The sequence below is a fragment of the Streptomyces sp. NPDC045778 genome, assembly GCF_056431945.1.
On record NZ_JBWKJZ010000014.1, the window covers coordinates 97,761 to 120,472 of the forward strand.

Consider the following 22,712-nt stretch of genomic DNA (forward strand, 5'->3'; position numbering starts at 1 on the left):
AGGTGCGCGGAGCGCTGACGGCGGGCCCGCGGGCACGGCGTCGTGACGACGGCAGGCGAGGACGGGCATGGAGCGGCAGGAACGCGACGGACGGGAGCACCGCCCGCGCAGGCGGGGCCAGGGCGAACTGGAGGCCCAGGTGCTCGCGGCGCTGCACGAGGCGCCGGGCCCGGTGAGCGCGGCCTGGGTGCGCGAGCGCGTCGGCGGCGGCCTCGCCTACACCACCGTGATGACGATCCTCACCCGGCTCCTGGCCAAGGGCGTCGTGAGCCGGGAGCGCGCGGGCCGCTCCTTCCGCTGGCGGTCCACCGGGGACGAGGCGGGTCTCGCCGCGCTGCGCATGCGCAGGGTGCTCGACAGCGAGCGCGACCGCGGAGCCGTCCTCGCCAGCTTCGTGACCACCCTCTCCGCCGACGACGAGCGGCTGCTGCGCGACCTCCTCGGTGACGCGGGCGGCGAGGCCGCGGAGGGCTGACCGTACGCATGGGACTCGTCGTCCATCTGCCCCTCGTCCTGCCGCTCACCGCCTGGCCGGTGGCCCGGCTCGCCGCGCAGCACCTGCACCCGCGCACCGCGACCCGCCTGCTCGCGGGCCTCGCCGCCGTGATGGCCCTGTGCAGCACCCTGTGCCTGGCCCTGCTCATGGTCGTCGGCACCGCCCAACTGCCCGGCAATCCGCTGCCCGACGCCTGGTCCGACCCCGAGGTGCGCGCCGCGTTGCCGTACGACGAGATCGCGGGCACCGCCGCGATCCCGGCGCTGCTCGCCGTGTGCGCGGCCGTGGGCCGCGCGGTGGTCCGGCACCTGGCGGTGCGCCGCCGGGCCGCGCGGGCCGTCGCGGGACTTCCGGGCACGTCGGTGGCGATCATCGAAGACAGGGGTGACCGGGCCGGCAAGGCCGCCTACGCGTACGCGCTTCCCGGGACGCCCGGGCGCCCCGGCTCCGGCCGCGTCGTCGTCACGCGCGCACTCCTGGACCGGCTCGGGCCGGCCGAGCGGCGGGCCCTGTTCGCGCACGAGCGGGCCCATCTCGCCGCACGCCACCACCGGTTCCTCCTGGTGACGCAGGTGGCGGCGCGGGCCAACCCGTTCCTGGTGCCGCTGCGCACGGCCACCGCGTACACGGTCGAGCGGTGGGCCGACGAGGAGGCGGCCCGGGTGGTGCGGGACCGGCGCGTGGTCGCGCGCGCCATCGGCAAGGCCGCCCTTGCGGCGGCGGGGGCGCCCGCGCCGGCCTTCGCGGGCCTCGCCGCCGCGGGCCCGGTGCCGCGCCGGGTCGCCGCGCTGCTCGCGCCCGCTCCGGCCGCGCGCACCCGGCCCTCGCTGTTCACGGGGGTGGGCCTCGCCCTGTGGTGCGCGGCGGGCGGCACCGCCGTGTCCGCGATGTCCTCGGCGAACGCGGCGGTCACGATGGTCCTCGTGCTGCGGGCGGCGACACCCCTGTGAGGCGCGCCGCCCGCGGCGGCGTGGGGGCTCCGCGGAGCGTCCGTCAGAGGTCGAACTCGTGCGGCGGCAGGTCCAGGGCGTAGCACGCCTCGCGCACGACGGCCTGCTCGTCCTTGTCGAAGTCGCCGTCGGCGCCGCCGATGACGACGCCGATCTGGATCACGGCACGGGCCTCGGCGGGCTTCTTCCTGGCCTTGGCGACCTCCTGCAACACGCTGACCTTGCCGAAGTCGAAGTCGGTCGTCAGCCTCTGCACGTACTCGTCGAAGCGGCGGCGCAGGTCGTCCGCGGGGAAGTTCTGGAGCACGTCGTTCGACGCGATGAGCTGGGCCACGCGCTGGCGCTCGGCCTGGTCGACGGTGCCGTCGGCGGCGGCGACCAGGGCGCACATCGCCATGCTCGCGTCGCGGAAGGAGCCGCTCTTGAGGTCGTTCTTCTTCGCGAGCAGCTGGGCCTGCATCGTCGAGGCGGATTCCTTGAAGCGGTCCCACAGGGCCATGGAAAGTCTCCATCGGGTCGGTGCTCATGAGCGGGCGTCAGACGGCGCCGACGCGCCGCGCCAATTTCTACAATGCTGTAGAAACTAACACTTGGACGAGAAAGTTCCGCAAGGGTGGGGAGAAGGGTGAGGAGGAGGTACACGGCAGACGAACGAGAAGCACGTACACCTACGGAAGGGGTGCATCTGATGACGCCGACCACCCGAGGGCAGGGGGAGCCGCCCGGCGGGCAGCCTCCGTTCACGGCCCAGGACCTGCTGGCCCGCGCGGCGGTGGAGCTGCTGCCCGCGCCGGACGCCAACCCGTTCGTGCCGCTCGTCGCCGACGGCAGGGCCGGGCGCGGGGCCGTCGGCGCGCTCGCCCTGGAGCAGTGCCGGGTCATCCCGGCCGACCGCCGCTCCTTCCTGCACCTGGCCGCCCGCTCGGCGCAGGCGGGCCTGCCCGCGGCCGCCGCGTTCTTCTCCACCCTCGCCGAGGGCGAGAGGGCCGCGGCCGACCGGCTCGACGCGCTGCTCGCCGCCTGCCGGGTGAGCGCGGAGCAGGCGCGCGCGTACGAGCCGATGGCGGGCTGCCAGGCCTACCCCGCGTACGTGGCGTGGCTCGCCCTCAACGCCGAACCGGCCGACGTGGTGCTCGCCCTGACCGCCAACTTCGCGGCGTGGGGCGGCTGTTGCGCGACGCTCGCGAGCGCGCTGCGCACGCGCTACGGCTTCCCGGACGAAGCCTGCGCGTTCTTCGACTTCTTCGCCGAGCCGGCCCCCGGCCTCGACCGCGAGGCCCTGGCCGCGCTTGAGGAAGGCGTGTCCCGGGCCGGCGTCACGCCCCGGACGGCACTGCGGCAGGGGCGGCTGCTCCAGGAGTACGAGGGGATGTTCTGGGCGAGCCTCGCGGGGCGGGCGGAGGCCGGAGGGCCCTGACGCCCGCCGCCGGGGCGCGGCTCACTCCGCGCGCAGCACGATGGCCGTCGCGACGATCCCGTCCCGCATGGCCCACACGCCGTCGAGCCCGGTCAGCTCGGAGCCCGCGACCAGCGGGCCCTCGACCAGGATCTTGGCGGAGAAGGTGCCGTCGGCGCGGATGGTCAGGTGCGCGTCCTCGAAGCCCAGCCAGCGCCGGGCCAGCGGGAACCACGTCTTGTAGACGGACTCCTTGGCGCTGAACAGGAGCCGGTCCCAGGGCACGGACGGCCGCTCGACGGCGAGCGCCGCGAGCGCGGCGCGCTCCGCCTCGTCGCTGACCAGGTCGAGCACGCCCGGGTCCGAGAGCCGCTCGGCGGGCTCCGCGTCGATGCCGAGCGAGGTCACGGCGGCGGCGTCGGCGACGACCGCGGCGCGGTAGCCCGCGCAGTGCGTCATGGTGCCGACCACGCCGTCCGGCCACACCGGCTCGCCCTTCTCGCCGCGCGGGATCGGCCCGGGCGGCACGCCGATGCGGGCCAGCGCCGTGCGGGCACAGTGCCGCGCGGTGGTGAACTCCCGCCGCCGCTTGTCCACGGCCTTCGCCACGTGCGCGGCCTCTTCGGGGTACAGGACCGCGTCCAGCGGGTCCTCGCGCGTCTCGCAGACGACGACGGGCTGCCCGGCCAGGAGCGTGCTCAATATGCGGGTTCCGCCCAGGGCGTCGGCCGCCGCGTTCGAAGGTGAGTTCACGGCGGATCACTCTACCGGGGGCCCCGCGCCGCCGACAGGGCCGCACGGCCCGCCCGCGCCGGGCTGGTCACCGTATAGGTCACATATAGCGACCGAACCGACGCTCGACTCATTCGAACGGATGAGGGGGGCTTCACGTGGAGTCGGACCAGGGGGCCGGGCGTCCGGCCGGGCAGCAGGGCAAGGGCCACGAGCCACGCGTCGCGCTGGTGACCGGGGGCTCCCGGGGCATCGGCCGCGCGGTGGCGACCCGGCTCGCGCGGGACGGCTTCGACGTGGCGCTGTGCTACCGCGCGGACGAGGCGGCGGCCGACGTCGTGGCCAAGGAGGTCGAGGCCGCGGGCCGCCGCGCCCTGACGCGCAGGGTCGACGTCGCCGACGGGGGAGCGGTGCGGGCGTTCGTGGCCGAGGCCGAGGGGGAACTGGGGCCGCTGCACGCCGTGGTGACCTCCGCGGGCATCACCCGGGACCGACCGCTCGGCCTCATGACCGACGACGAGTGGGACGGCGTCGTCCGCACCAACCTCGACGGCACCTACCACGTGCTGCGGTCCGTGGTGCGCCCCATGATGGGGCGGCGCGGCGGATCGATCGTCACGCTGTCGTCGGTGTCGGGCGTCGCGGGCAACTCCGGCCAGGCCAACTACGCCGCGTCCAAGGCGGGCATCATCGGCCTGACCCTGTCCCTCGCCAAGGAGGCGGGCCGCTACGGGGTGCGGGCCAACGTGGTGGCGCCCGGCTTCATCGACACCGACATGGTCGCGGGCCTCCCGGACAAGGCGGTGCAGGGCTCCCTCGCCGCCATCCCGCTGCGCCGCTTCGGCCGCGCGGAGGAAGTCGGCTCGCTCGTCTCGTACTTGGTGTCCGACGAGGCGTCGTACGTCACCGGGCAGGTCCTGCGCATCGACGGGGGCATGGCCCTGTGACCGCCCCCGACGATCCGGGGCTGTGGTTCCACCGCGCCCCCGGGCCCCCGCGGACGCCGCGGCTCCGCCTGGTGTGCCTCCCGCACGCGGGCGGCACCGCGCGGCTCTTCGACGGCTGGGGGCACCGCCTTCCCGCCACCGTCGAGGTCCTCGCCGTGCGCTACCCGGGGCGCCAGGAGCGGCTCGACGAGCCCTGCGCGCGGTCCATGACCGAACTCGCCGACCGGATCACCGGCGCCCTCGCCGGCTACGACGACGTGCCGCTGGCCCTGTTCGGGCACAGCATGGGCGCGACCGTCGCCTACGAGGTCGCCCGGCGCCTCGAAGCGGGGGCAGGACCCGGCCCCGTACACGTCATGGTGTCCGCGCGCGCCGCCCCCGGGCACGGCGGCCGCACCACGCTGCACCGCGCGGCCGACGAGGTCCTGCTCGCCGCCGTGCGCAGGCTCGGCACCCTCGGCGGCGTCGACCCCTTCGCCGAGCCCGAGCTGCGGGAGCTGCTGCTTCCCGTGCTGCGCAGCGACTACCGGCTCATCGAGACGTACGAGCCCGCCGCCGACGCCGCCCCGCTGCGCGCGCCCGTCACCGCCTACCTCGGCGACCGCGACCCGGGCTGTTCCGGCGACCGGGTCCGCGCCTGGGAGGGCTTCACCACCGGTGACTTCGCGCTGCGGGCCTTCTCAGGAGACCACTTCTACCTCGCCCCCAGGGAGGCGGAGCTGACCTCGGACATCGCCGAGCGGCTCGCGCCCGCCCCGGTGGCAACCGCGAGAGGAACGACAGCGACATGACGCGATCCCAGACCTGGGCCCCGCACGAGGTGACGGCGGCCGACGGTGGCGGCACCGGTGAGCTGCTCACCCGCATCGACGAGCTTGACGGCGGCCTGGACGCCGCCCTCGTACGCGAACGGGCGTTGGTGTTCCGGGGGTTCGAGGTCAGCACGGACGAACTCGACCGGGTCCTCGACCGGCTCCTTCCGAACCGCCTGGCCTACGTGCACGGCAACTCGCCGCGCACCAAGGTCGGCGGCAACGTCTACACCTCCACCGAGTACCCGCCCGAGTTCACCATCTCCATGCACAACGAGATGAGCTACGCGCACGTGTGGCCCGCCCGGCTCGCCTTCTACTGCGCGATCCAGCCCGGCGGTGGCGGCGCCACCCCCGTCCTGGACGCCGCCCGGTGGCTCGCGGCCCTCGGCCCCGAGGTGCGCGAGGCGTTCTCCGGCGGCGTGCGCTACATCCAGAACCTGCACGACGGCTACGGCCTCGGCAAGAGCTGGCAGGACACCTTCGAGACCGCCGAACGCGGCGCCGTGGAGGACTTCCTGAAGGGCTCGGGCGCCGAGTGGGAGTGGCGGCGCGACGGCTCCCTGCGCGTGGAGTCCGTACGGCCCGCCACCACCCGGCACCCGGTCACCGGCGCCGAGGTGTGGTTCAACCAGGCCGACCAGTGGCACCCGGCGGGGCTCGGCGACGAGACGGCCGCCGAACTCGCCGCGATCCTGCCCGAGGACCAGATGCCCCAGATGGTCACCTTCGCCGACGGCGGCCGCATCCCGGGCGAGTACGTCACCCAGATCCGCGACCGCGGCCTCGAAGCCGCCGTCGACGTCGACTGGTACCAGGGCGACCTGCTGCTCATCGACAACGTCCTGCTGGCGCACGGCCGCCGCCCGTTCACCGGCGACCGGCGCGTCCTCGTCGCCATGTCGGACTGACGGCGAAGGACCGCCGAGAGCGAGAGAGCGAGAGAGCCATGAGCCACCAGGTCGAAGAGGTGCCCGCGGGCTGGGCAGGGGCCGGCACCCTGCCCGGCCTGCACCGGCCGACGGCCCCGGGAACCCGGGTACAGGACTACATCCACACCCGTCGGGCCGCGCTGCGCGCCCAGCTCACCGAGCGCGGCGCGCTGCTCCTGCGCGGCTTCGACGTGGCGGGCGTCGACGGCTTCGACGGGGCGGTGCGCGCCTTCTCGGGCACGCCGCCGCTGGCCTACGCCGAACGGTCCTCGCCCCGCAGCACCATCAAGGGCCAGGTGTACACCTCGACCGACTACCCGCCGGACGAGGAGATCTTCCTCCACAACGAGAACTCGTACCAATCGGTGTGGCCGCGCGCCCTGTACTTCTACTGCGTCGAGCCGCCCGCCACGCAGGGCGCGACCCCGCTGGCCGACACCCGGCAGGTGCTGCGCTCCCTCGACCCGGAGGTCCGCGAGGAGTTCCAGCGGCGCGGCTGGCAGGTCGTGCGCAACTTCCACCCGGGCTTCGGCGTGCCCTGGCAGGAGGCCTTCAACACCACCGACAGGGCGGCCGTCACCGCGTACTGCGCGGAGCACGACATCACCGCCGAGTGGCGGCCCGGCGGCGGCCTGCGCACCACCGCCGTGCGCCGGGCCGTGCACCGCCACCCCGTCACGGGCGAGCAGGTGTGGTTCAACCACGCCACGTTCTTCAACATCACCACCCTCGCCAAGGACGTGAGCGCGGGGCTCAGGGCCATCTTCGACGACCCGGACCTGCCGACCCACACCTACTACGGCGACGGCGGAGCGATCCCCGACGCCGTCACCGACCAGCTGCGCGCCGCCTACCGGGCCGCGACGGTCCGCTTCGACTGGCAGCGCGACGACGTGCTGATCGTCGACAACATGCTCACCGCGCACGCGCGTGAGCCCTTCACCGGCCCCCGGCGCATCGCCGTCGCCATGGCCGAGCCTTCGGACACCTGAGCGCCCCGAGCGCCGAGGACATTTCAGAGAAGTCGAGGAAGACATGCCCCTGGCAGACCTGTTGCAAGACGAGCGCACCTACGGCTCGCGCATCACGGGCATCGCCGCCTACCGGCCCGCCCGGCAGCTCACCAACGAGGACCTGGCCCCGCTGACGACGGTGTCCCCCGAGTGGATCGAGCAGCGCACGGGCATCAAGACCCGCCACCACGCGGGCGAGGGCGAGGGCCTGGTCGCCATGTCCGTGGCGGCGGGCGAGAAGGCGCTGGTGCACGCTGACGTCGACCCGGCCGAGGTCGACCTGACCATCGTCGCGACCGCCACCCGCAAGCGCCGCATGCCCGGCATCGCCCCGGAGGTGGCGAGCCGCATCGGCCTGCCCAACTCCGGCGCGTACGACCTGAACGCGGTCTGCGCGGGCTTCACCTACTCCCTCGCCATGGCCTCCAACGCGGTGCGCCTCGGCGAGGCGCGGACCGTCCTGGTCGTCGGCGCCGAGCGCACCAGCGACTGGATCGACCCCCAGGACCCCGACACCTTCGTCATCTTCGGTGACGGAGCCGGCGCCGCCGTCGTCTCGCGCTCCACCGAGGTGGGCGTCGGCCCGGCCGTGTGGGGCAGCGACGGCGCCCGGCACAAGGTGCTCGGCATCACGGAGAAGGCCGACGGCCGCGAGTACGTCCAGATGAACGGGCCCCTCGTCTACAAGTGGTCGACGGCCACCATGCCGGACGTCGCCCACCGCGCCTGCGCGGCCGCGGGCATCACCATCGACGACGTCGACTGGTTCGTGCCCCACCAGGCCAACAACCGCATCATCAGGACCCTCACCCACGAACTGGGGCTGCCGCCGGAGCGCGTCGTCAACGACGTCGTCGTCACCGGCAACACCTCGGCCGCGTCCGTACCCCTGGCCCTCAGCAGCCTCTACGACAGCGGCCGCAGCACGCCCGGCGACATCGTCCTGCTGCTCGGCTTCGGCGCGGGGCTCACCTACGCCGGCCAGATCGTACGGATGCCGTGAGCGACGTCCGCACCGCACCACCCAACCCATCCAGTCACGTCCCCACCGCACGGAGAAGAGGTCACACCATGGCCAGAGACGAACTCACCACCGACGTCGTCCGCCTCGTCCAGGACACCGCCTTCGACCTGGACGGCGAGGTCACCGCCGACTCCAGCTTCGAAGAGCTGGGCATGGACTCGCTCACCCGCGTCGATCTGCTCGCCGCCGTCGAGAAGACGTACCAGCTCTCGGTGCCCGACGACACGGTGGCGACACTGCTGCGCGTGCGCGACGTCGTCGACTTCCTCGTCGAGGCCAAGGCGGGAGTCTGACGCATGGACCGCACCGACCCCTTGGCCGGGACGCTGCCCCTGTCGGTGGGGCAGGAGGGGCTGTGGCTGCTGCACACGCTGCACCCCGAGTCCACCACCTACAACCTCGCGGGCGGCGGCCGGATCACGCCCGCGCCCGACCTGGCGGCCCTCGACCGGGCCTGGCGGGCGCTGCTCACCCGGCACCCGATGCTGCGCTCGCGCTACACCGAGGCCGCGGGCCGGCCCCGGCGCGTCGTCGACGCCCCCGAGGAGGCCGCGCGGATCGCGGTCGTCGAGGTGCCGGACGCCACCGAGGAGGAGCTGCGCCGACGCGTCAACGCCGAAGTGCGCAGGCCCTTCCGGCTCCGGGACGAAGGGGCGGTGCGGGCCACGCTGCTGCTGCGCCGCACGGACGCGCTGCTGGTCGTCGTCACGCACCACATCGCGACCGACGCCATCTCGCAGTGGCTGCTGTGGCGTGACCTGTTCTCCGCCTACGAGGCCGAGATCGCCGGGCGCGCGCCCGACTGGAAGCCCGTCACCCACGACTACGACGAGTTCGTGGCGCGCGAGCGCGCCCTGCTCGACTCGCCGCGCGGCACCGGCCAGGGAGAGTTCTGGCGCGCCGAGTGCGAGGGCTCCACACCCGCCGAACTGCCCACCGACCGGCCGCGCCCCCAGGCGTCCTCGCACACCGGGGCCAGCCTGGTGCGCAGGCTGCCCGACGCGCTCGCGCACGCGGTGACCAAGGCTGCCGCCGAACGCCACGTGTCACCGTTCGCCCTGATGGTGGGGGCCTTCCAGGCCATGCTGCACCGCTGCACGGGACAGAGCGACTTCCTCATCGCCTGCCCGGCCTCCACCCGGCGCGCGGCGGCGGCCGACCTCATCGGCTACTTCGTCAACCCCGTCCTGATCCGGGCCCGGTTCGACCGCGAGACCACCCTCGGCGACGCCGTGGACGCGGCGGCGGACCGCGTCCGGCAGGCCACCGCGCGGGTCTCCTACCCGTTCCCGCTGGTCGCGCAGGGCGCCTCCGGGCCCCTCTTCCGGATCTCCGTCACCATGGTCGCCACCGACCGGTTCGGACACGGCATGGAGGGCCTGGTCGCGGGCCAGGCGGTGCGCCTCGCGGGCCACGAGCTGGCCTACGTGGAGATTCCGCACCTGGAGGGCCAGTGCGATCTGGCCCTGGAGATCACCCGGGACGCGCACGGCCTGACCGTGGCCCTGCGCTACGACACCGACCTGTTCGAAGAGGCCACAGCCCAGCGGCTCTTCGACCAGTTCCAGCGGTGCGTCACGGCCGCCGTGGAGGCACCGGACACCCGCGTCGCCCGCGTCCCGCTCACCGACGACACCGAGCGGAACCTGCTGCTCGCGCTGAGCGGCGGGCAGGCGTGAGCGCCCGCACCCCGGTCCACGACAGCATCCTCGACGCCGTCGGCGGCACCCCGCTCGTGGAGCTGGGCGGGCTCCTGCCGAGCCTCGGCTCCCGCGTCTTCGCCAAGCTGGAGTCCGCCAACCCCGGCGGCAGCGTCAAGGACCGCTCGGCGCTCTCCATGCTCCTCGGTAAGATCCGCGCCGGGGAACTGCTGCCCGGCCGGTCCACCGTGGTGGAGTCCAGCTCGGGCAACCTCGCGATCGGCATCGCGCAGATCTGCCGCTACTACGGCATCGACTTCATCTGCGTCGTCGACCCGCGCACCACCCGGCAGAACCTGGCGATCCTGCGCGCCTACGAGGTCACCGTCGACCTGGTCACCGAACCCGACCCGGAGACCGGCGCCTATCTGCCGAGCCGGCTCGCCCGGGTGCGCGAACTGGTGGCCACGACCCCCGGCGCGTACTGGCCGAACCAGTACCGCAACCCGCTCAACCCGCGCGCCCACGTGCGCACCATGCGGGAGATCGACGAGGCCCTCGACGGCCACGTCGACTACCTCTTCTGCTCCACCGGCACCGGCGGCACCCTGCGCGGCTGCGCCCAGTACATCAGCGACCGCGGGCTCTCCACGACGGTCGTGGGCGTCGACGCGCTCGGCAGCGTCCTGTTCGGCGGGCCGCCGGGGCCGCGCCTGCTGCCCGGGCACGGCGCCGCCGTGCGCCCCGAGCTGTTCGACCCCAGCGCGGCCGACGAGGTGGTCCTCGTCTCGGACCTGGAGTGCGTCGTGGGCTGCCGGACCCTGACGCTGCGCGAGGCGATCCTCGCGGGCGGCTCGTCCGGAGCCGTCGTCGCCGCGCTCGGCAAGCTCGCGGACCGCGTCCCGCCGGGCAGCACCTGCGTGCTGGTCTTCCCGGACCGCGGTGACCGCTACCTCGACACGATCTACGACGACGACTGGGTGCGGCGCCACTTCGGCGCCATCGAGCACCTGTGGAAGGAACAGGGACACACCATGGCGGTGGCGGCATGCTGATCCTCGGACACGGCGCGGTGGAGGGGCTGCTCGCCGGGCGCGAGCGCGAGCTGATCGACCTGGTCGCCGCCGCGTACACCGCGCACGACGAAGGCCGCACCAGCCTTCCCCACTCGGTGTTCCTGCGCTTCCCCGACCGGCCGCGGGACCGCATCATCGGGCTGCCCGGCTACCTCGGCGCGAGCGAAGGCACGGACGGAGAGCAGGGCTACGACGATGTCGCGGGGATGAAGTGGATCGCCTCCTTCCCCGACAACGTCGCCGCGGGCCTCCAGCGGGCCAGCGCCGCGATCCTGCTCAACTCCCTGAAGAACGGCCACCCCGAGGCGCTCATCGAGGCCTCGATGATCTCCGCGCGGCGCACCGCCGCCTCCGCGGCCCTCGGCGCCCGGCTGCTGCTCGGCGAGCGCAGGCCCACCGGCGTCACGCTCGTCGGCTGCGGCGTCATCAACCGCGAGGTCCTGCGCTTCCTCGCCGCCGACCGGCCCGAACTGACGGACCTCACCCTGTACGACAGCGACCCCGAGCGGGCCCGCTGCTTCGCCCGGGACAACGCGTGGCTGCTGCCCGGCGTCAAGGTGCGCCTGCGCGACCGGCTCGACGAGGCCCTCGCCGAGCACGACCTGGTGTCCTTCGCCACGACCGCGGCGACCCCGCACACCGGCCTGGCCGCCTGCCGCCCTTCGGCCGCCGTGCTGCACGTGTCCCTGCGGGACCTGACCGTGCCCGCGATCCTCGGCGCGCACAACGTCGTCGACGACGTCGACCACGTCTGCCGCGAGCGCACCTCCATCCACCTGGCCGAACAGGAAACCGGCGGCCGGGACTTCATCGAGGCCGGTGTCGGCGAGCTGCTGCGCGGCCGGGCCACCCTGAACCCCGTCCCCGGCAGGCCCCTGGTGTTCTCGCCGTTCGGCCTCGGCGTCCTGGACCTGGCCCTGGCCCGCTTCGTCCACGACAAGGCACGCCGCTGCGGCATCGGCACCGTCGTCAGCGACTTCCTGCCGGCGCCGGCCCTCTGACACCGCGGCTCGACACCCTTACGGAGAAACAGACATGACCGTCCCGCTCCATCAACTCATCGCCGCCCGGGCCGCGTCGACGCCGCGGGCCGTCGCGGTCGAGGACGACCTCGGCTCCGTCACCTACGACCAGCTCGACCGGCGGGCGGGCGACGTCGCGCGGCTGCTCGTGGCGCGCGGCGTCACGCCCGAGTCGCGCGTCGCCGTGTGCCTGCCCCGCGGGCGCGACCTGCTCGCGGCGCTGCTCGGCGTGTGGCGGGCCGGCGCGGCGTACGTGCCCCTCGACGCGGGGCATCCGGCGGAGCGGAACACCTGGGTGACCCAGGACAGCGGCGCGGCCATCGCCCTGACCGTACGGGCATCGGCCGGGCTCTTCGAAGCCGCCCTGCCCGGGCGGGTCGTGGCCCTGGACGAGGAGGGCACCTTCGACGGGGTCCCCGCGAAGGACGTGGCGGTCGAGGTATCCGGCGACCACGCCGCGTACCTCACCTACACCTCGGGGTCCACCGGCCGTCCCAAGGGCGTCGTCATCCAGCACGGCGGCATCGCCAACCGCGTGGCCTGGTCGCTCTCCCACCAGGGGCTCTCGGAGCGGGACCGGGTCCTCCAGAAGACCGTGATCACCTTCGACGCGGCGGCCTGGGAGCTGTTCGCGCCGCTCGCCGCGGGCGGCACCGTCGTGATGGCCCCCGCGGGCGCCGAGTCCGACCCGGCCCTGCTCGCCCGCACGGTCGCCCAGCGCCGCGTCACCGTCCTCCAGGGCGTGCCGTCGGTCCTCCGTATGGCCGTGCGGGAGCCCGCCTGGGCCGACTGCGCGACGCTGCGCCTGGTCGCCTCCGCGGGCGAGCCGCTGGACGCCGCGCTGTGCAGGCGCCTCGCCGAGCCCTCCGGCGCGCAGGTGTGGAACACCTACGGGCCCACCGAGTGCTCCATCGACGTCAGCGGCCAGCTCTACGACCCGGAGCGGCACACCGACGCCGTACCGATCGGCCGCCCCCTGGACAGGATGCGGGCCTACGTCCTCGACGAGGAGTTCGCACCGGTGCCGATCGGCGTCGTCGGCGAGCTGTACGCGGCCGGCGTGGGCGTCGCCCGCGGCTACGCGGGCAACCCCGCGGGCACCGCCGACCGGTTCGTGCCCGACCCGCACGGCCCGGCCGGCAGCCGCATGTACCGCACCGGCGACCTGGCCCGCTGGCGCTCCGACGGGGCCCTGGACTTCCTCGGCCGCGCCGACCACCAGGTCAAGGTCAACGGCGTACGCATCGAACCCGCCGAGGTCGAGGCCGCGCTGACCGCCCACGTCGACGTGCGCGGCGCCGTCGTGGCCGCCCGGCAGGTCCTCGGAGTGAAGCGGCTCGTCGCCTACCTCACCACCGGCCGCCGGGTGCCGCGTGACGAACTGCGCCGCTTCCTGCGGGGCCGCCTGCCCGAGGCGATGATCCCCTCGCTGTTCGTCACCGTCGAGGCCTTCCCGCTCACCACGAGCGGCAAGGTCGACCGCGCCGCCCTGCCCGACCCGGTCGACGAGCAGGGCTCCCAGGGCTCGTACACCGCGCCGCGCACGCCCGCCGAGAAGCTCGTCGCCCAGGTGTGGGAGGAGCTGCTCCAGGTCGAGCGGGTGGGTGCCGACGACGACTTCTTCGCCCTCGGCGGCTCCTCGCTCGTCCTGACCCGCCTCGCGGACGCGCTGCGCACCGCGTCGGGCGGCGACGTGCAGCTGCGCGGCCTGTTCGGCGCCTCCACCGTCGAGGCGCAGGCAGGCCTCCTCGAAGAGGCGCGGCCCGCCGTGCCGCCGGTGACGCCCGTGCCGCGCGCGGAGCCGCTGCCCCTGTCGTTCGGCCAGCACCGGCTGTGGTTCCTGGACCGTATGCACCCGGGCAGCCCCGAGTGGGTGGCGCCCATGTTCCTGCGGCTGCCCGCGGGCACCACCGCGGGCGCCGTGCAGGGGGCCTTGGACACTCTGGAGTCCCGGCACGAGTCGCTGCGCACCCGCTACGTCCTGCGCGGCGAGGAGCCCCGGCAGGTCGTCGTGGCCGCCGCCCCCGTGGAGCTGCGCGTCGAGGACGCCGGTGAGGACGAGCTGGAGAGGCTGTTCGGGGAGCAGTTCGCCCGCGGCTTCGACCTGGGCGAGGGGCCCCTGTGGCGGGCCCTGCTCGTGCGGGTGCCGAAGGGCGGCCCGGTGCTGCTCGTCACCACCCATCACATCGCCACCGACGGCTGGTCGACCGTGCTCCTGGAGCGCGAGCTGCGGGAGCTGTGCGCGGCCCGCGCCGAGGGCCGCGCCCCGGACCTCGCGGAGCCGTCCGTGCAGTACGCCGACTACGCCGCCTGGCAGTCCGACCGCGCCGACGAACCGGCCCTGGACCGCGAACTCGACTACTGGACACAGCAGTTGGCGGACCTCACGGAACTCCAGCTGCCGACGGACCGGCCCCGGCCCGCCCGGCGCGACGCGCACGGCGCCGGGGTGCGCTTCACCATCCCCGCCGGGCTCGCCGACGCCCTCACCGGCGTCGGCCGCCGGCACGGCGCCACCCCGTACGTCACCTTCCTCGCCGCCTTCGCCGGGCTCCTGGCGCGCTACTCCGGCCAGGACGACATCGGCGTGGGCAGCCCGGTCACGGGCCGCACCCGCCCCGAGACGCAGGACACGGTCGGCTTCTTCCTCAACTCCCTCGTGCTGCGCTGCGACACGAGCGGGGACCCCGCGTTCACCGAGCTGCTGGAGCGCGTACGCACCACGACCCTGGCCGGGTTCGCGCACCAGGAGCTGCCGTTCGAGCGCCTCGTGGACCAGCTCCAGCCGGTGCGTGACCTCTCCCGCACCCCGCTGTACCAGGTGGCCTTCGACCTCCAGGACGAGGGCGCCACCGCCGTCGCCACCGACGACGTCCTGATGGACGCCTTCCAGGGCGCCTGGCGGGTCGCCAAGACCGACTTGACCCTGTTCATGTGGCGCCAGGCGGACGGCTCCCTCGTCGGCGCCTTCGAGTACGCCACGGCCCTCTTCGACCAGCCGACCGCGGCCCGCATGGCCGAGCACTACGTCCGCCTCCTGGAGGGCGTGGCCGCCCACCCCGAACTCCCTCTGTCGGCCCTCGACATCTCATCCGTCCAGGAACGCCGCCTGCTGCGTGCGTGGGGCGGGTCGGAGTCGGCGGTGCCGGTGTCCGGGGTTTCGGTGCCGGAGCTGGTGGGGCGGCAGGTGGTCCGGGTTCCGGACGCGGTGGCCGTGGAGTGCGGTGAACAGCGTCTGACGTACGCGGAGTTGGATGCGGCGGCGAACCGTCTGGCTCATCGTCTGCGCGCTGAGGGCGTCGGTCCGGGCTCGTCGGTGGCGGTGCTTCTGGATCGTTCCGTCGAGCTGATGGTGGGCCTGTTGGGTGTGTGGCGGGCGGGTGCCGGTTACGTGCCGATGGATCCGGTACTCCCCGCGGAGCGGATCGCGGCGATGGTGGCCGACGGCAGAGCTTCGGCCGCGGTGACGTCGGCCGAGTACGCGGGCCGCTTCGCGGGTGTTTCGACGGTAGTCATGGAGGAGGATCTGTCGGCGTATCCGGCGGCTGCGCCGGAGTTGGTGGTCGACCTGGACTCGGTGGCGTACACGGTGTTCACGTCGGGTTCGACGGGTCGGCCCAAGGGTGTGGAGGTCACGCACCGGGGTCTGGCCAATCATGTGGAGTGGGCGGGGCGGGAGCTGGCGGCTGGTGGTTCGGGTGGTGCGCCGGTGTTCTCGTCGGTGGCGTTCGACCTGGTGGTGCCGAATGTGTGGGCGCCGCTGGTGGTGGGGCAGCGGGTGTGGCTGTACGGCGGTGAGCTGACCGAGCTGGGTGACGCGCTGGTTGAGGCGGGTCCGTTCTCGTTCATCAAGCTGACGCCCGGCCATCTCGAAGTCCTCGACCGTCAGTTGTCGGACGAGCGTGTGCAGGAGCTGACGCGTAAGGTCGTGGTCGCTGGTGAGGCGCTTCCGGGTCAACTGGTGGAGCGTTGGCGGCAGTTGCTCGGTGATGGCCAGGTCGTCAACGAGTACGGGCCGACGGAGGCGACGGTGGGGACGTGTGTGTTCCCGCTGGAGGAGGCGTTCACAGGCGTCGTGCCGATCGGACGGCCCCTTCCCAACATGGTGATGCGGGTGCTTGATGGGGGGATGCGTCCGGTTCCGGTCGGGGTCGTGGGGGAGCTGTTCGTCGGCGGTACGGGGGTCGCGCGGGGGTATGCGGGGCGTCCGGGGCTGACCGCTGAGCGGTTCGTGCCCGATCCGTACGGGGGCTCGGGTGAGCGTCTGTACCGGACCGGTGACCTGGTCCGGTGGCGGGCCGACGGGGCCGTGGAGTTCGTCGGGCGCATCGACGACCAGGTCAAGGTGCGGGGTTACCGCATCGAACTGGGCGAGATCCGCGCGGCCCTTGTCGCACAGGCCTCGGTGTCCGATGCCGCCGTCGTCGTGTCCGACGAGCAGCAGCTGATCGCGTACGTCGTCGGCGAGAGCGACGGGCTCGCCGACGCGCTGGGCGAGGCACTGCCGCCGTACATGGTGCCGTCGCTCTTCGTGGAGCTGGACGCCATCCCGCTCACGGCCAACGGCAAGGTCGACCGGCGCGCCCTGCCCGACCCCGGCGCGGCGGTCACCGACACCTATGTCGCGCCGCGCTCCGAGGTCGAGGCCCGTATCGCCGAGGTGTGGAGCCAGATCCTCGTCGTGGACAAGATCGGCGCAGATGACAACTTCTTCGAGCGCGGCGGCCACTCGATCCTCGCGGTCAGGCTGATCTCGCGGCTCCAGGACGAGTTCGACCTCGACCTGCCCGTCCGGGTCGCCTTCGAGCGGCCCACGGTCGCCGGGCTCGCCCAGGAGATCGAGGACCGCGTACGCGCCGAGATCGAGGCGCTCCTCGCACCCGCCGAAGCCGACGGAACACCCGCCGACCAGGCCTGACAAGGGGGAACCAGCATGCAGCAGCACACTCGACCACGCCACGGCGCAGCCCGGGCGCAGGACACCGGAGCACCCGGCGGCGCCACCCGCCATCTGATCTCCGTGCGCGACCTCAGCGACGACGACCTGCGCGCCCTGGTGGCCCGCGGCGCCGAGTTCGCGGCGGGCGTACGCGAGGAGACGCTGGCCGGCGCGGTCATCGGCATCTACTTCCGGCGCACCTCCACGCGCACCCGCACCGCCTTCACCGCGGGCGCCCTGCGGCTGGGCGCGCGGACCGTGACGTTCGGGCCCGGCGACCTCCAGCTCAACACGGGGGAGACCAGCGAGGACACCGGGCGCGTCCTCGCGGGCATGCTCGACCTGCTCGTGGCCAGGACATCGGACGCCACCGACGAGATGCGGACCTGGGCCGCGGCCGGGGCGATGTCCGTGGTGAACGCGATGAGCGCCGAGGAGCACCCGACTCAGGCGCTGACCGACCTGACCACGCTGCACCACCACTTCGGGCACGTCGAAGGACTGCGTGTGCTGTACGTCGGCGAGGGCAACAACAGCGCCGCCGCGCTCGCGCTCGCCCTGAGCCGGTTCCCCGACACCACCCTCGACCTGCGCACGCCGCCCGGCTACGGCCTGCCCGCGGACGTCGTCGCCACCGCGCTCGCACAGGCCGACATGCACGGCGCGACCGTACGCGAGCGGCACGACATGGCGGACCTGCCCGAAGGCGTGGACGCGATCTACACCACGCGCTGGCAGACCACGGGCACGACCAAGCCGACCGCCGACTGGCGCGAGGTCTTCGCGCCCTTCCAGGTCACCCGCGAGCTGTGGCGGCCGAGCCCCGACGCGGTCTTCCTGCACGACCTGCCCGCACACCGTGGTGAGGAGGTCACGGCCGAGGTCCTGGACGGGCCGGCCAGCATCGCCTTCACCCAGGCGACCCACAAGCTGCACAGCGCGATGGCCGTCCTGGAGTGGTGCCGGGCCGGGGCGCGATGAAGAAGGCAGCCGACGGCGGCACGAAACCGCGTCGCCGGCACGCCCTCCCCAGCCTCAACTCCTACCGCGACTTCCGGCTCCTGTGGACCGGCTCGGCCCTGTCGGTGATGGCGGAGCGCTGCTCCGGCATGGCCTTCACGCTGCTGATCCTGTGGCACACCGGGTCCAAGAGCAGCGCGGGCCTCGTCGGCTTCGCCGCGCTCCTGCCCGCGCTGCTCGTGCAGCTGCCCGCCGGGGTGCTCGTGGACCGCTGGAACCGGCGCGGTGTGATGCTGGTGTGCGTGGTGGGGCGGATGGCGGCGGTCGCGACCGTCGCCGTCGCCCTGGCGGGCGACCGCCTCTACGTGTGGCACATCGCCGCCGTCGCGTTCGTACAGGGCGCCCTGACCGTCTTCTACCAGCTGGCCGAGCGGGCCACCGTTCGCGGCGTGGTGCCCGCCCGGCAGCTGTCGGCGGCCATGGCCACGAACGAGGCGCGGTCCCGCGCGGTGAACTTCGTCGGGCACCCGGCCAGCGGCATGCTGTTCGGCATCTCCGCGTGGATGCCGTTCATGTCCAGCGTCGGGATGTACCTGCTGTCCCTGATCACGCTGGTGCGGCTGCGGGCCAAGGACGACACGAAGGCCAAGGGCGGCAAGGCCAAGGGCGGCAAGGGCGGGAAGAAGCGCCCCATGACCGCGGAGATCCGCGCCGGGCTCGACTGGGTATGGAAACGCGCCTATTTCCGCACCGCGCTGCTCATCATGGCGGGCAGCAACCTGATCTTCCAGGCGCTGATCCTCAGCGTGGCGGTGGTGGTGCGGGACTCCGGCAGACCCGCGGGCACCGTCGGCCTGATCATGGCCGCTGGCAGCGTCGGAGGCCTCCTCGGCGCGATCACCGGAGGCGCCCTCAGCAAGCGCCTCCCGATGCGGCACACCATGATCGTGGCGCACGTGGCCTGGGCCCTGGCCCTGCCAGGAACGGTGGTTTTCCACCATCCGGCGGCACTTGGGACTCTCTTTTTCATAACATCGCATATAGGAGCCGCTGTTACCGTCGCAGGCATGTCCCACCAGGTGCGCATCACGCCGAACAACATGCAGGGGCGGGTCGGCAGCGTCGTCATGCTGCTCGTCTCCGGCGCGAGTTCACTCGGCGCGCTCGGCACCGGCTTCCTCCTGGACGCGTACGGCACCCGTCAGGTCCTGATCGGCGCTTCCGTGGTGATGGCGGCCCTCGCCGCCGTCGCGACCCTCGTGTTCACGCGCCGTGGTGCGGCACTGGAGGACGAGAACAACATGGCCCCGCCGCCCGAGAGGGAGAACGAGCCAGTGGTCGTCCCCTCTCGTACGACCCTGACCTTACGGAGAATCGATGGATGAGGCAGTGCGGCTGGAGTCGCTGACCAAGACATACAGCTCGGGGGCCAGCCCCGTGACCGCGCTGCGCGAGGTCACGCTGGCCTTCCCCCGGGGCAGCTTCACGGCGATCATGGGCCCCTCCGGATCAGGCAAGTCCACACTGCTCCAGTGCGCCGCGGGCCTCGACCGGCCCACGTCGGGCCGGGTGAGCGTCGACGGCACCGACCTGAGCACCCTGAACGAGACCCAGCTGACCGAGCTGCGCCGGGAGCGGACGGGCTTCATCTTCCAGTCCTTCAACCTGCTGCCGTCCCTGACGGCCGCGCAGAACGTGTCCCTGCCCCTGCGCCTGTCCGGCCGCAAGCCGAAGCGCGACGCGATAGCCAAGTCCCTCGCCCTTGTGGGCCTCGGCGACAAGGCGGGCAGCCGCCCCAGCCAGCTCTCCGGCGGCCAGCAGCAGCGCGTCGCCATCGCCCGCGCCCTGGTCAGCCGCCCCGCCGTGCTGTTCGCCGACGAGCCGACGGGCGCCCTCGACCTGCACACGGGCCGGGAACTGCTCGACACCCTCCGCAAGCTCGCGGGCCCGCCCACCGGCGACGGCTACGCGGCCACCGAACTGGCCGACAGGCCCACCACGATCGTGATGGTCACGCACGACCCGAACGTCGCCGCCTACGCCGACCGCGTCGTCTTCCTCGCCGACGGCACCCTCGCCGGCGGCCTGGAGCGGCCCACGGCGGAGGCGGTCGCGGCCCGGATGACCAGCCTGGCGGTGTCGTAAGTGCTCTTCATCGCCTACCAGACCCTGCGGGCCCGCTGGGTGTCCTTCCTCGGCACCCTCGTGGCGCTCGTCCTCGGCGTCGCCCAAGTGGCCGCCATGGGCACGCTGTTGATGACCGTGCTCGACCTGCCCGACCGGCCCGTCGAACGGTTCGCGAAGGCCCAGGCCGTCGTCAAGCCCGACGACGGGGACTGGAACGCATCGCAGCACGACCTCGGCGTCCGTTCGCTGCCCTCGGCCCGGGGCGTCGAGCCCGCGCTGCGGCAGAAGGTCGAGGGCGCCGGCGACGTCGTCGTGGACCGCGCCTTCTACGCCCAGCTCGACGGCGGCCCCAAGGACCAGGTCGGCCACCCCTGGCCGGTCGCCCGCTTCGGCGGCTACCGCCTCACCGACGGGCGCGCGCCCACCGGCGACGACCAGGTCGTCGTCCCCTCCGACCAGGCCCGCACCGGCGAGCAGATCACGGTCATGACCGCCGCCGGAGTCTCCCGCTACACCGTCTCCGGCACCGTCTCGCCCGTCGACTGGGAGGACGCCGTCTTCTTCAGCGACGCCGAGGCGGCCCGGATCTCCCCGCGGATCGAGGCACTCGTCCCGCTCGGCCCGCTCGACGCGGTCCGCGCGGCCGTCGGCGACGACGCCGACGTGCTCACCGGGCAGGACCGGCACAAGGCCGACGCCAGTGAGGAGAGCGACCGCGAGACGCTCGACAACACCGTCACCCTGGTGCCGGTCATGGCGAGCGTCGCGGGCACCACCGCGGTCTTCGTCGTCGCCTCCACGTTCGCCTTCGCCGTCGTCCAGCGCCGCCGCGAGGTCGCGCTGCTGCGGGCCGTCGGCGCCACGCCCAAGCAGGTGCGGCGCATGGTCCGCGGCGAGGCTCTGCTCGTCGGCACGCTGGCGTCCGCGGCGGGCGCGGCCCTCGGCCTGTACGGCGCCCAGCTCCTCGCCGACGTGCTGATCTCCATGGACATCTCCCCGGACTGGTTCGAGGTGAAGCCGTCCCTGCACTGGACGATCGTCGCCCCGCTCGCGGGAGCGTTCCTCGTCGGTACCGCCGTGGCCTGGTGCGGCGCCGTCGCCGCCGCCCGCAGGGCGGGCTCGGTGCGCCCCGTCGAGGCACTGCGCGAAGCCGCCGTGGACGACTCCGGGATGACGCCCGCACGCCGACTCCTCGGCCTCGCCGGCGTCGCCGCGAGCCTCGGCCTCGCCGGGTGGATCGCCTTCGGCAAGCCGCAGAGCGTCCTCTCGCCCAACACGTACGTCACCGAGCTGCTCGTGCCCGTCCTCGCGGCGGCCGTCCTCGCCCCGCTCGCGGTCGGCCCGCTCACCCGGTTCTTCATGTGGCCCTTCCGCAACTCCGCCGGGCCCACGGCCATGCTGGTGCGCGAGAGCGCGCTCACCGCCCGCCGCCGCACGGCGGCCACCGCCGCGCCGATCCTGCTCACCGTCGGCCTCGCCCTGTCGCTGCTCGCCGCCACCGACTCGCTCGGCGCGGCCCGCGACCACGGCCTGCGCAACTCGGTGACCTCCGAGTACGCGCTCGCGCCCGACGACACGCCCGGCATCAGCCCCGAGGTCGTCGAGCGGGTCAAGCGGATCGACGGCGTACAGATCACCGCGCCGCTCCTGACGACCGTCTACACCCGCGACGAGGACCGCTTCGACGTGAACGACGGCCTGGTCGTCGACACGGCCGCGCTGAAGCACACCATGGACCTCGACGTCACCGAAGGCTCCCTGGACAAGCTCGACGACACCAGCATGGCCGTCGCCGACCTGTGGGGCTGGGACGTGGGCACCCGCGTGAAGATCTTCCTCGGCGACGGCGAGCGGGCCACGCTGAAGGTCGCCGCCGTCTACAAGGCGCTGCGCGGCTCAGACGTCGCCTACCTGCCCGAGCGGTTCGCCGCTTCGGCCGCGTACTCCCGCGACGGTCTGGCCCGGCGCGCCTACATCTCCCTGAAGCCGGGCACCGACCGGGCCGCCGCCACCGCAGCCATCGAGAAGGCCGTCCAGGGCAACGGCGCCAAGTTCATGACGCGTGACGAACTCGTCGCCTCCGAGAGCGCCTACGCGCGCCACCTCATCGAGGTGCGGCAGCGCTCCACCGCGCTGATCGTCGTCCTGTTCTGCTTCATCGCCGTCCTCAACACCCTGCTCATGGCCACCGCCGACCGGCGCCGTGACCTCGCCGTGCTGCGCCTCGCCGGTGCCACTCCGAAACAGGTCGTACGGTTCTTCGTCGCCGAGTCGCTGCTCGTCACCGCGATCGGTGTGGCCCTCGCGGCCATCGCCTCCGCGGTCAACCTCATCGGCCTGTGGGGCGCCCTGCACGAGCTGTTCGGCGCGGCTCCCATCGTGGTGCCGTGGGCCGTGGTCGGCGCGGTCACCGCCGTCTGCGCGGTCCTCGCCGTCGTCGGCACCGTGCTTCCCGTCGGCGCCGCCCTGCGCTCGCGCATCGTCCAGCTGGTGGGTGCCCGCGAGTAGCCGGCTCGCGCCCGCCCCGAAGCTCACGCGGCCCGGTCCCCATCGCCCCGGCGGGACCGGGCCGCGTGCTGTCCGCGCGCGCCCGAGGGGGCGCGCGTGCCGTGTTGCCTGCGTAGAGGCCGCATATAGGTGCCCGCC

The 22,712-nt window shown here is 73.6% G+C and carries 19 protein-coding genes; 17 read left to right on the forward strand and 2 right to left on the reverse strand.

The genetic code is table 11. The annotated features are described in order from the left end of the window. Positions 1-67: 67 nt before the first annotated feature. Entirely contained in the window at positions 68-475 is a 408-nt protein-coding gene (locus tag AC07GB_RS19775) for a BlaI/MecI/CopY family transcriptional regulator (RefSeq protein WP_478847104.1), read from the forward strand. A gap of 8 nt (positions 476-483) precedes the next feature. Continuing rightward, positions 484-1,446 carry a M48 family metalloprotease gene (locus AC07GB_RS19780; RefSeq protein ID WP_478847106.1) on the forward strand — a complete coding sequence of 321 codons (963 nt, stop codon included), beginning with the start codon at positions 484-486 and terminating at the stop codon, positions 1,444-1,446. Between the two features lie 43 nt (positions 1,447-1,489). Here AC07GB_RS19780 and AC07GB_RS19785 read toward each other — a convergent pair whose 3' ends face one another. After that, the gene (locus AC07GB_RS19785; RefSeq protein WP_478847108.1) at positions 1,490-1,945 is read right to left on the reverse strand and encodes a tellurite resistance TerB family protein; all 456 of its coding nucleotides are present in this window, start codon (positions 1,943-1,945) and stop codon (positions 1,490-1,492) included. 189 nt (positions 1,946-2,134) lie between these two features. On the opposite strand from AC07GB_RS19785, the gene AC07GB_RS19790 reads away from it, so the two are divergent. Next, a complete protein-coding gene (locus AC07GB_RS19790; RefSeq protein ID WP_478847109.1) occupies positions 2,135-2,863 on the forward strand; it encodes a transcriptional regulator in 729 nt (242 codons plus the stop codon). A gap of 21 nt (positions 2,864-2,884) precedes the next feature. On the opposite strand, the gene AC07GB_RS19795 is transcribed toward AC07GB_RS19790, so the two are convergent. Next, positions 2,885-3,547 (reverse strand): 4'-phosphopantetheinyl transferase family protein, encoded by a 663-nt coding sequence (locus AC07GB_RS19795; protein ID WP_478847305.1) that lies wholly within the window; start codon positions 3,545-3,547, stop codon positions 2,885-2,887. A 185-nt stretch (positions 3,548-3,732) separates the two neighbouring features. Between AC07GB_RS19795 and fabG the strand changes: the two genes are divergently transcribed. From fabG to AC07GB_RS19865, 14 genes are all read left to right on the forward strand, one after another. Further along, the gene (fabG, locus tag AC07GB_RS19800) at positions 3,733-4,521 is read left to right on the forward strand and encodes a 3-oxoacyl-ACP reductase FabG (protein ID WP_478847110.1); all 789 of its coding nucleotides are present in this window, start codon (positions 3,733-3,735) and stop codon (positions 4,519-4,521) included. Beyond that, the gene (locus tag AC07GB_RS19805) at positions 4,518-5,312 is read left to right on the forward strand and encodes a thioesterase II family protein (protein WP_478847112.1); all 795 of its coding nucleotides are present in this window, start codon (positions 4,518-4,520) and stop codon (positions 5,310-5,312) included. Before fabG ends, AC07GB_RS19805 begins: the two co-directional genes overlap by 4 nt. Next, the gene (locus tag AC07GB_RS19810; protein WP_478847114.1) at positions 5,309-6,244 is read left to right on the forward strand and encodes a TauD/TfdA family dioxygenase; all 936 of its coding nucleotides are present in this window, start codon (positions 5,309-5,311) and stop codon (positions 6,242-6,244) included. Before AC07GB_RS19805 ends, AC07GB_RS19810 begins: the two co-directional genes overlap by 4 nt. A 38-nt stretch (positions 6,245-6,282) precedes the next feature. Then, on the forward strand, positions 6,283-7,257 hold the full coding sequence (locus tag AC07GB_RS19815; RefSeq protein ID WP_478847116.1) for a TauD/TfdA family dioxygenase: 975 nt from the start codon (positions 6,283-6,285) through the stop codon (positions 7,255-7,257). A 43-nt stretch (positions 7,258-7,300) separates the two neighbouring features. Further along, the gene (locus AC07GB_RS19820; RefSeq protein ID WP_138958383.1) at positions 7,301-8,281 is read left to right on the forward strand and encodes a beta-ketoacyl-ACP synthase III; all 981 of its coding nucleotides are present in this window, start codon (positions 7,301-7,303) and stop codon (positions 8,279-8,281) included. Positions 8,282-8,349: 68 nt separating this feature from the next. Continuing rightward, positions 8,350-8,595, forward strand: coding sequence for an acyl carrier protein (locus AC07GB_RS19825; RefSeq protein WP_478847118.1), 246 nt, complete (start codon positions 8,350-8,352; stop codon positions 8,593-8,595). Between the two features lie 3 nt (positions 8,596-8,598). After that, positions 8,599-9,981: a condensation domain-containing protein gene (locus AC07GB_RS19830; protein ID WP_478847120.1), complete on the forward strand. Its 1,383-nt coding sequence runs from the start codon at positions 8,599-8,601 to the stop codon at positions 9,979-9,981. Then, positions 9,978-10,997: a 2,3-diaminopropionate biosynthesis protein SbnA gene (sbnA, locus tag AC07GB_RS19835; protein WP_478847121.1), complete on the forward strand. Its 1,020-nt coding sequence runs from the start codon at positions 9,978-9,980 to the stop codon at positions 10,995-10,997. Before AC07GB_RS19830 ends, sbnA begins: the two co-directional genes overlap by 4 nt. Then, positions 10,991-12,019: a 2,3-diaminopropionate biosynthesis protein SbnB gene (sbnB, locus tag AC07GB_RS19840; RefSeq protein ID WP_478847123.1), complete on the forward strand. Its 1,029-nt coding sequence runs from the start codon at positions 10,991-10,993 to the stop codon at positions 12,017-12,019. The genes sbnA and sbnB overlap by 7 nt, the downstream gene beginning before the upstream one ends. 34 nt (positions 12,020-12,053) lie before the next feature. After that, positions 12,054-16,958 (forward strand): amino acid adenylation domain-containing protein, encoded by a 4,905-nt coding sequence (locus AC07GB_RS19845; protein ID WP_478847125.1) that lies wholly within the window; start codon positions 12,054-12,056, stop codon positions 16,956-16,958. Positions 16,959-16,973: 15 nt separating this feature from the next. Beyond that, complete coding sequence (locus AC07GB_RS19850; protein WP_478847127.1) at positions 16,974-17,960, forward strand: ornithine carbamoyltransferase; 987 nt, start codon at positions 16,974-16,976, stop codon at positions 17,958-17,960. After that, the gene (locus AC07GB_RS19855; protein ID WP_478847129.1) at positions 17,957-19,324 is read left to right on the forward strand and encodes an MFS transporter; all 1,368 of its coding nucleotides are present in this window, start codon (positions 17,957-17,959) and stop codon (positions 19,322-19,324) included. The genes AC07GB_RS19850 and AC07GB_RS19855 overlap by 4 nt, the downstream gene beginning before the upstream one ends. Then, entirely contained in the window at positions 19,317-20,084 is a 768-nt protein-coding gene (locus AC07GB_RS19860) for an ABC transporter ATP-binding protein (RefSeq protein WP_478847131.1), read from the forward strand. Before AC07GB_RS19855 ends, AC07GB_RS19860 begins: the two co-directional genes overlap by 8 nt. Continuing rightward, complete coding sequence (locus AC07GB_RS19865) at positions 20,085-22,574, forward strand: ABC transporter permease (protein ID WP_478847133.1); 2,490 nt, start codon at positions 20,085-20,087, stop codon at positions 22,572-22,574. Positions 22,575-22,712 lie beyond the last annotated feature (138 nt).

Coding starts and splice junctions, on each gene's coding strand:
- AC07GB_RS19785 (WP_478847108.1), bottom strand. CDS start 1,945: ATGGCCCTGTGGGACCGCTTCAAGGAATCCGCCTCGACGATGCAGGCC.
- AC07GB_RS19790 (WP_478847109.1), top strand. CDS start 2,135: ATGACGCCGACCACCCGAGGGCAGGGGGAGCCGCCCGGCGGGCAGCCT.
- AC07GB_RS19780 (WP_478847106.1), top strand. CDS start 484: ATGGGACTCGTCGTCCATCTGCCCCTCGTCCTGCCGCTCACCGCCTGG.
- AC07GB_RS19775 (WP_478847104.1), top strand. CDS start 68: ATGGAGCGGCAGGAACGCGACGGACGGGAGCACCGCCCGCGCAGGCGG.
- AC07GB_RS19825 (WP_478847118.1), top strand. CDS start 8,350: ATGGCCAGAGACGAACTCACCACCGACGTCGTCCGCCTCGTCCAGGAC.
- AC07GB_RS19845 (WP_478847125.1), top strand. CDS start 12,054: ATGACCGTCCCGCTCCATCAACTCATCGCCGCCCGGGCCGCGTCGACG.
- sbnB (WP_478847123.1), top strand. CDS start 10,991: ATGCTGATCCTCGGACACGGCGCGGTGGAGGGGCTGCTCGCCGGGCGC.
- AC07GB_RS19850 (WP_478847127.1), top strand. CDS start 16,974: ATGCAGCAGCACACTCGACCACGCCACGGCGCAGCCCGGGCGCAGGAC.
- AC07GB_RS19815 (WP_478847116.1), top strand. CDS start 6,283: ATGAGCCACCAGGTCGAAGAGGTGCCCGCGGGCTGGGCAGGGGCCGGC.
- AC07GB_RS19860 (WP_478847131.1), top strand. CDS start 19,317: ATGGATGAGGCAGTGCGGCTGGAGTCGCTGACCAAGACATACAGCTCG.
- AC07GB_RS19830 (WP_478847120.1), top strand. CDS start 8,599: ATGGACCGCACCGACCCCTTGGCCGGGACGCTGCCCCTGTCGGTGGGG.
- AC07GB_RS19855 (WP_478847129.1), top strand. CDS start 17,957: ATGAAGAAGGCAGCCGACGGCGGCACGAAACCGCGTCGCCGGCACGCC.
- AC07GB_RS19820 (WP_138958383.1), top strand. CDS start 7,301: ATGCCCCTGGCAGACCTGTTGCAAGACGAGCGCACCTACGGCTCGCGC.
- AC07GB_RS19810 (WP_478847114.1), top strand. CDS start 5,309: ATGACGCGATCCCAGACCTGGGCCCCGCACGAGGTGACGGCGGCCGAC.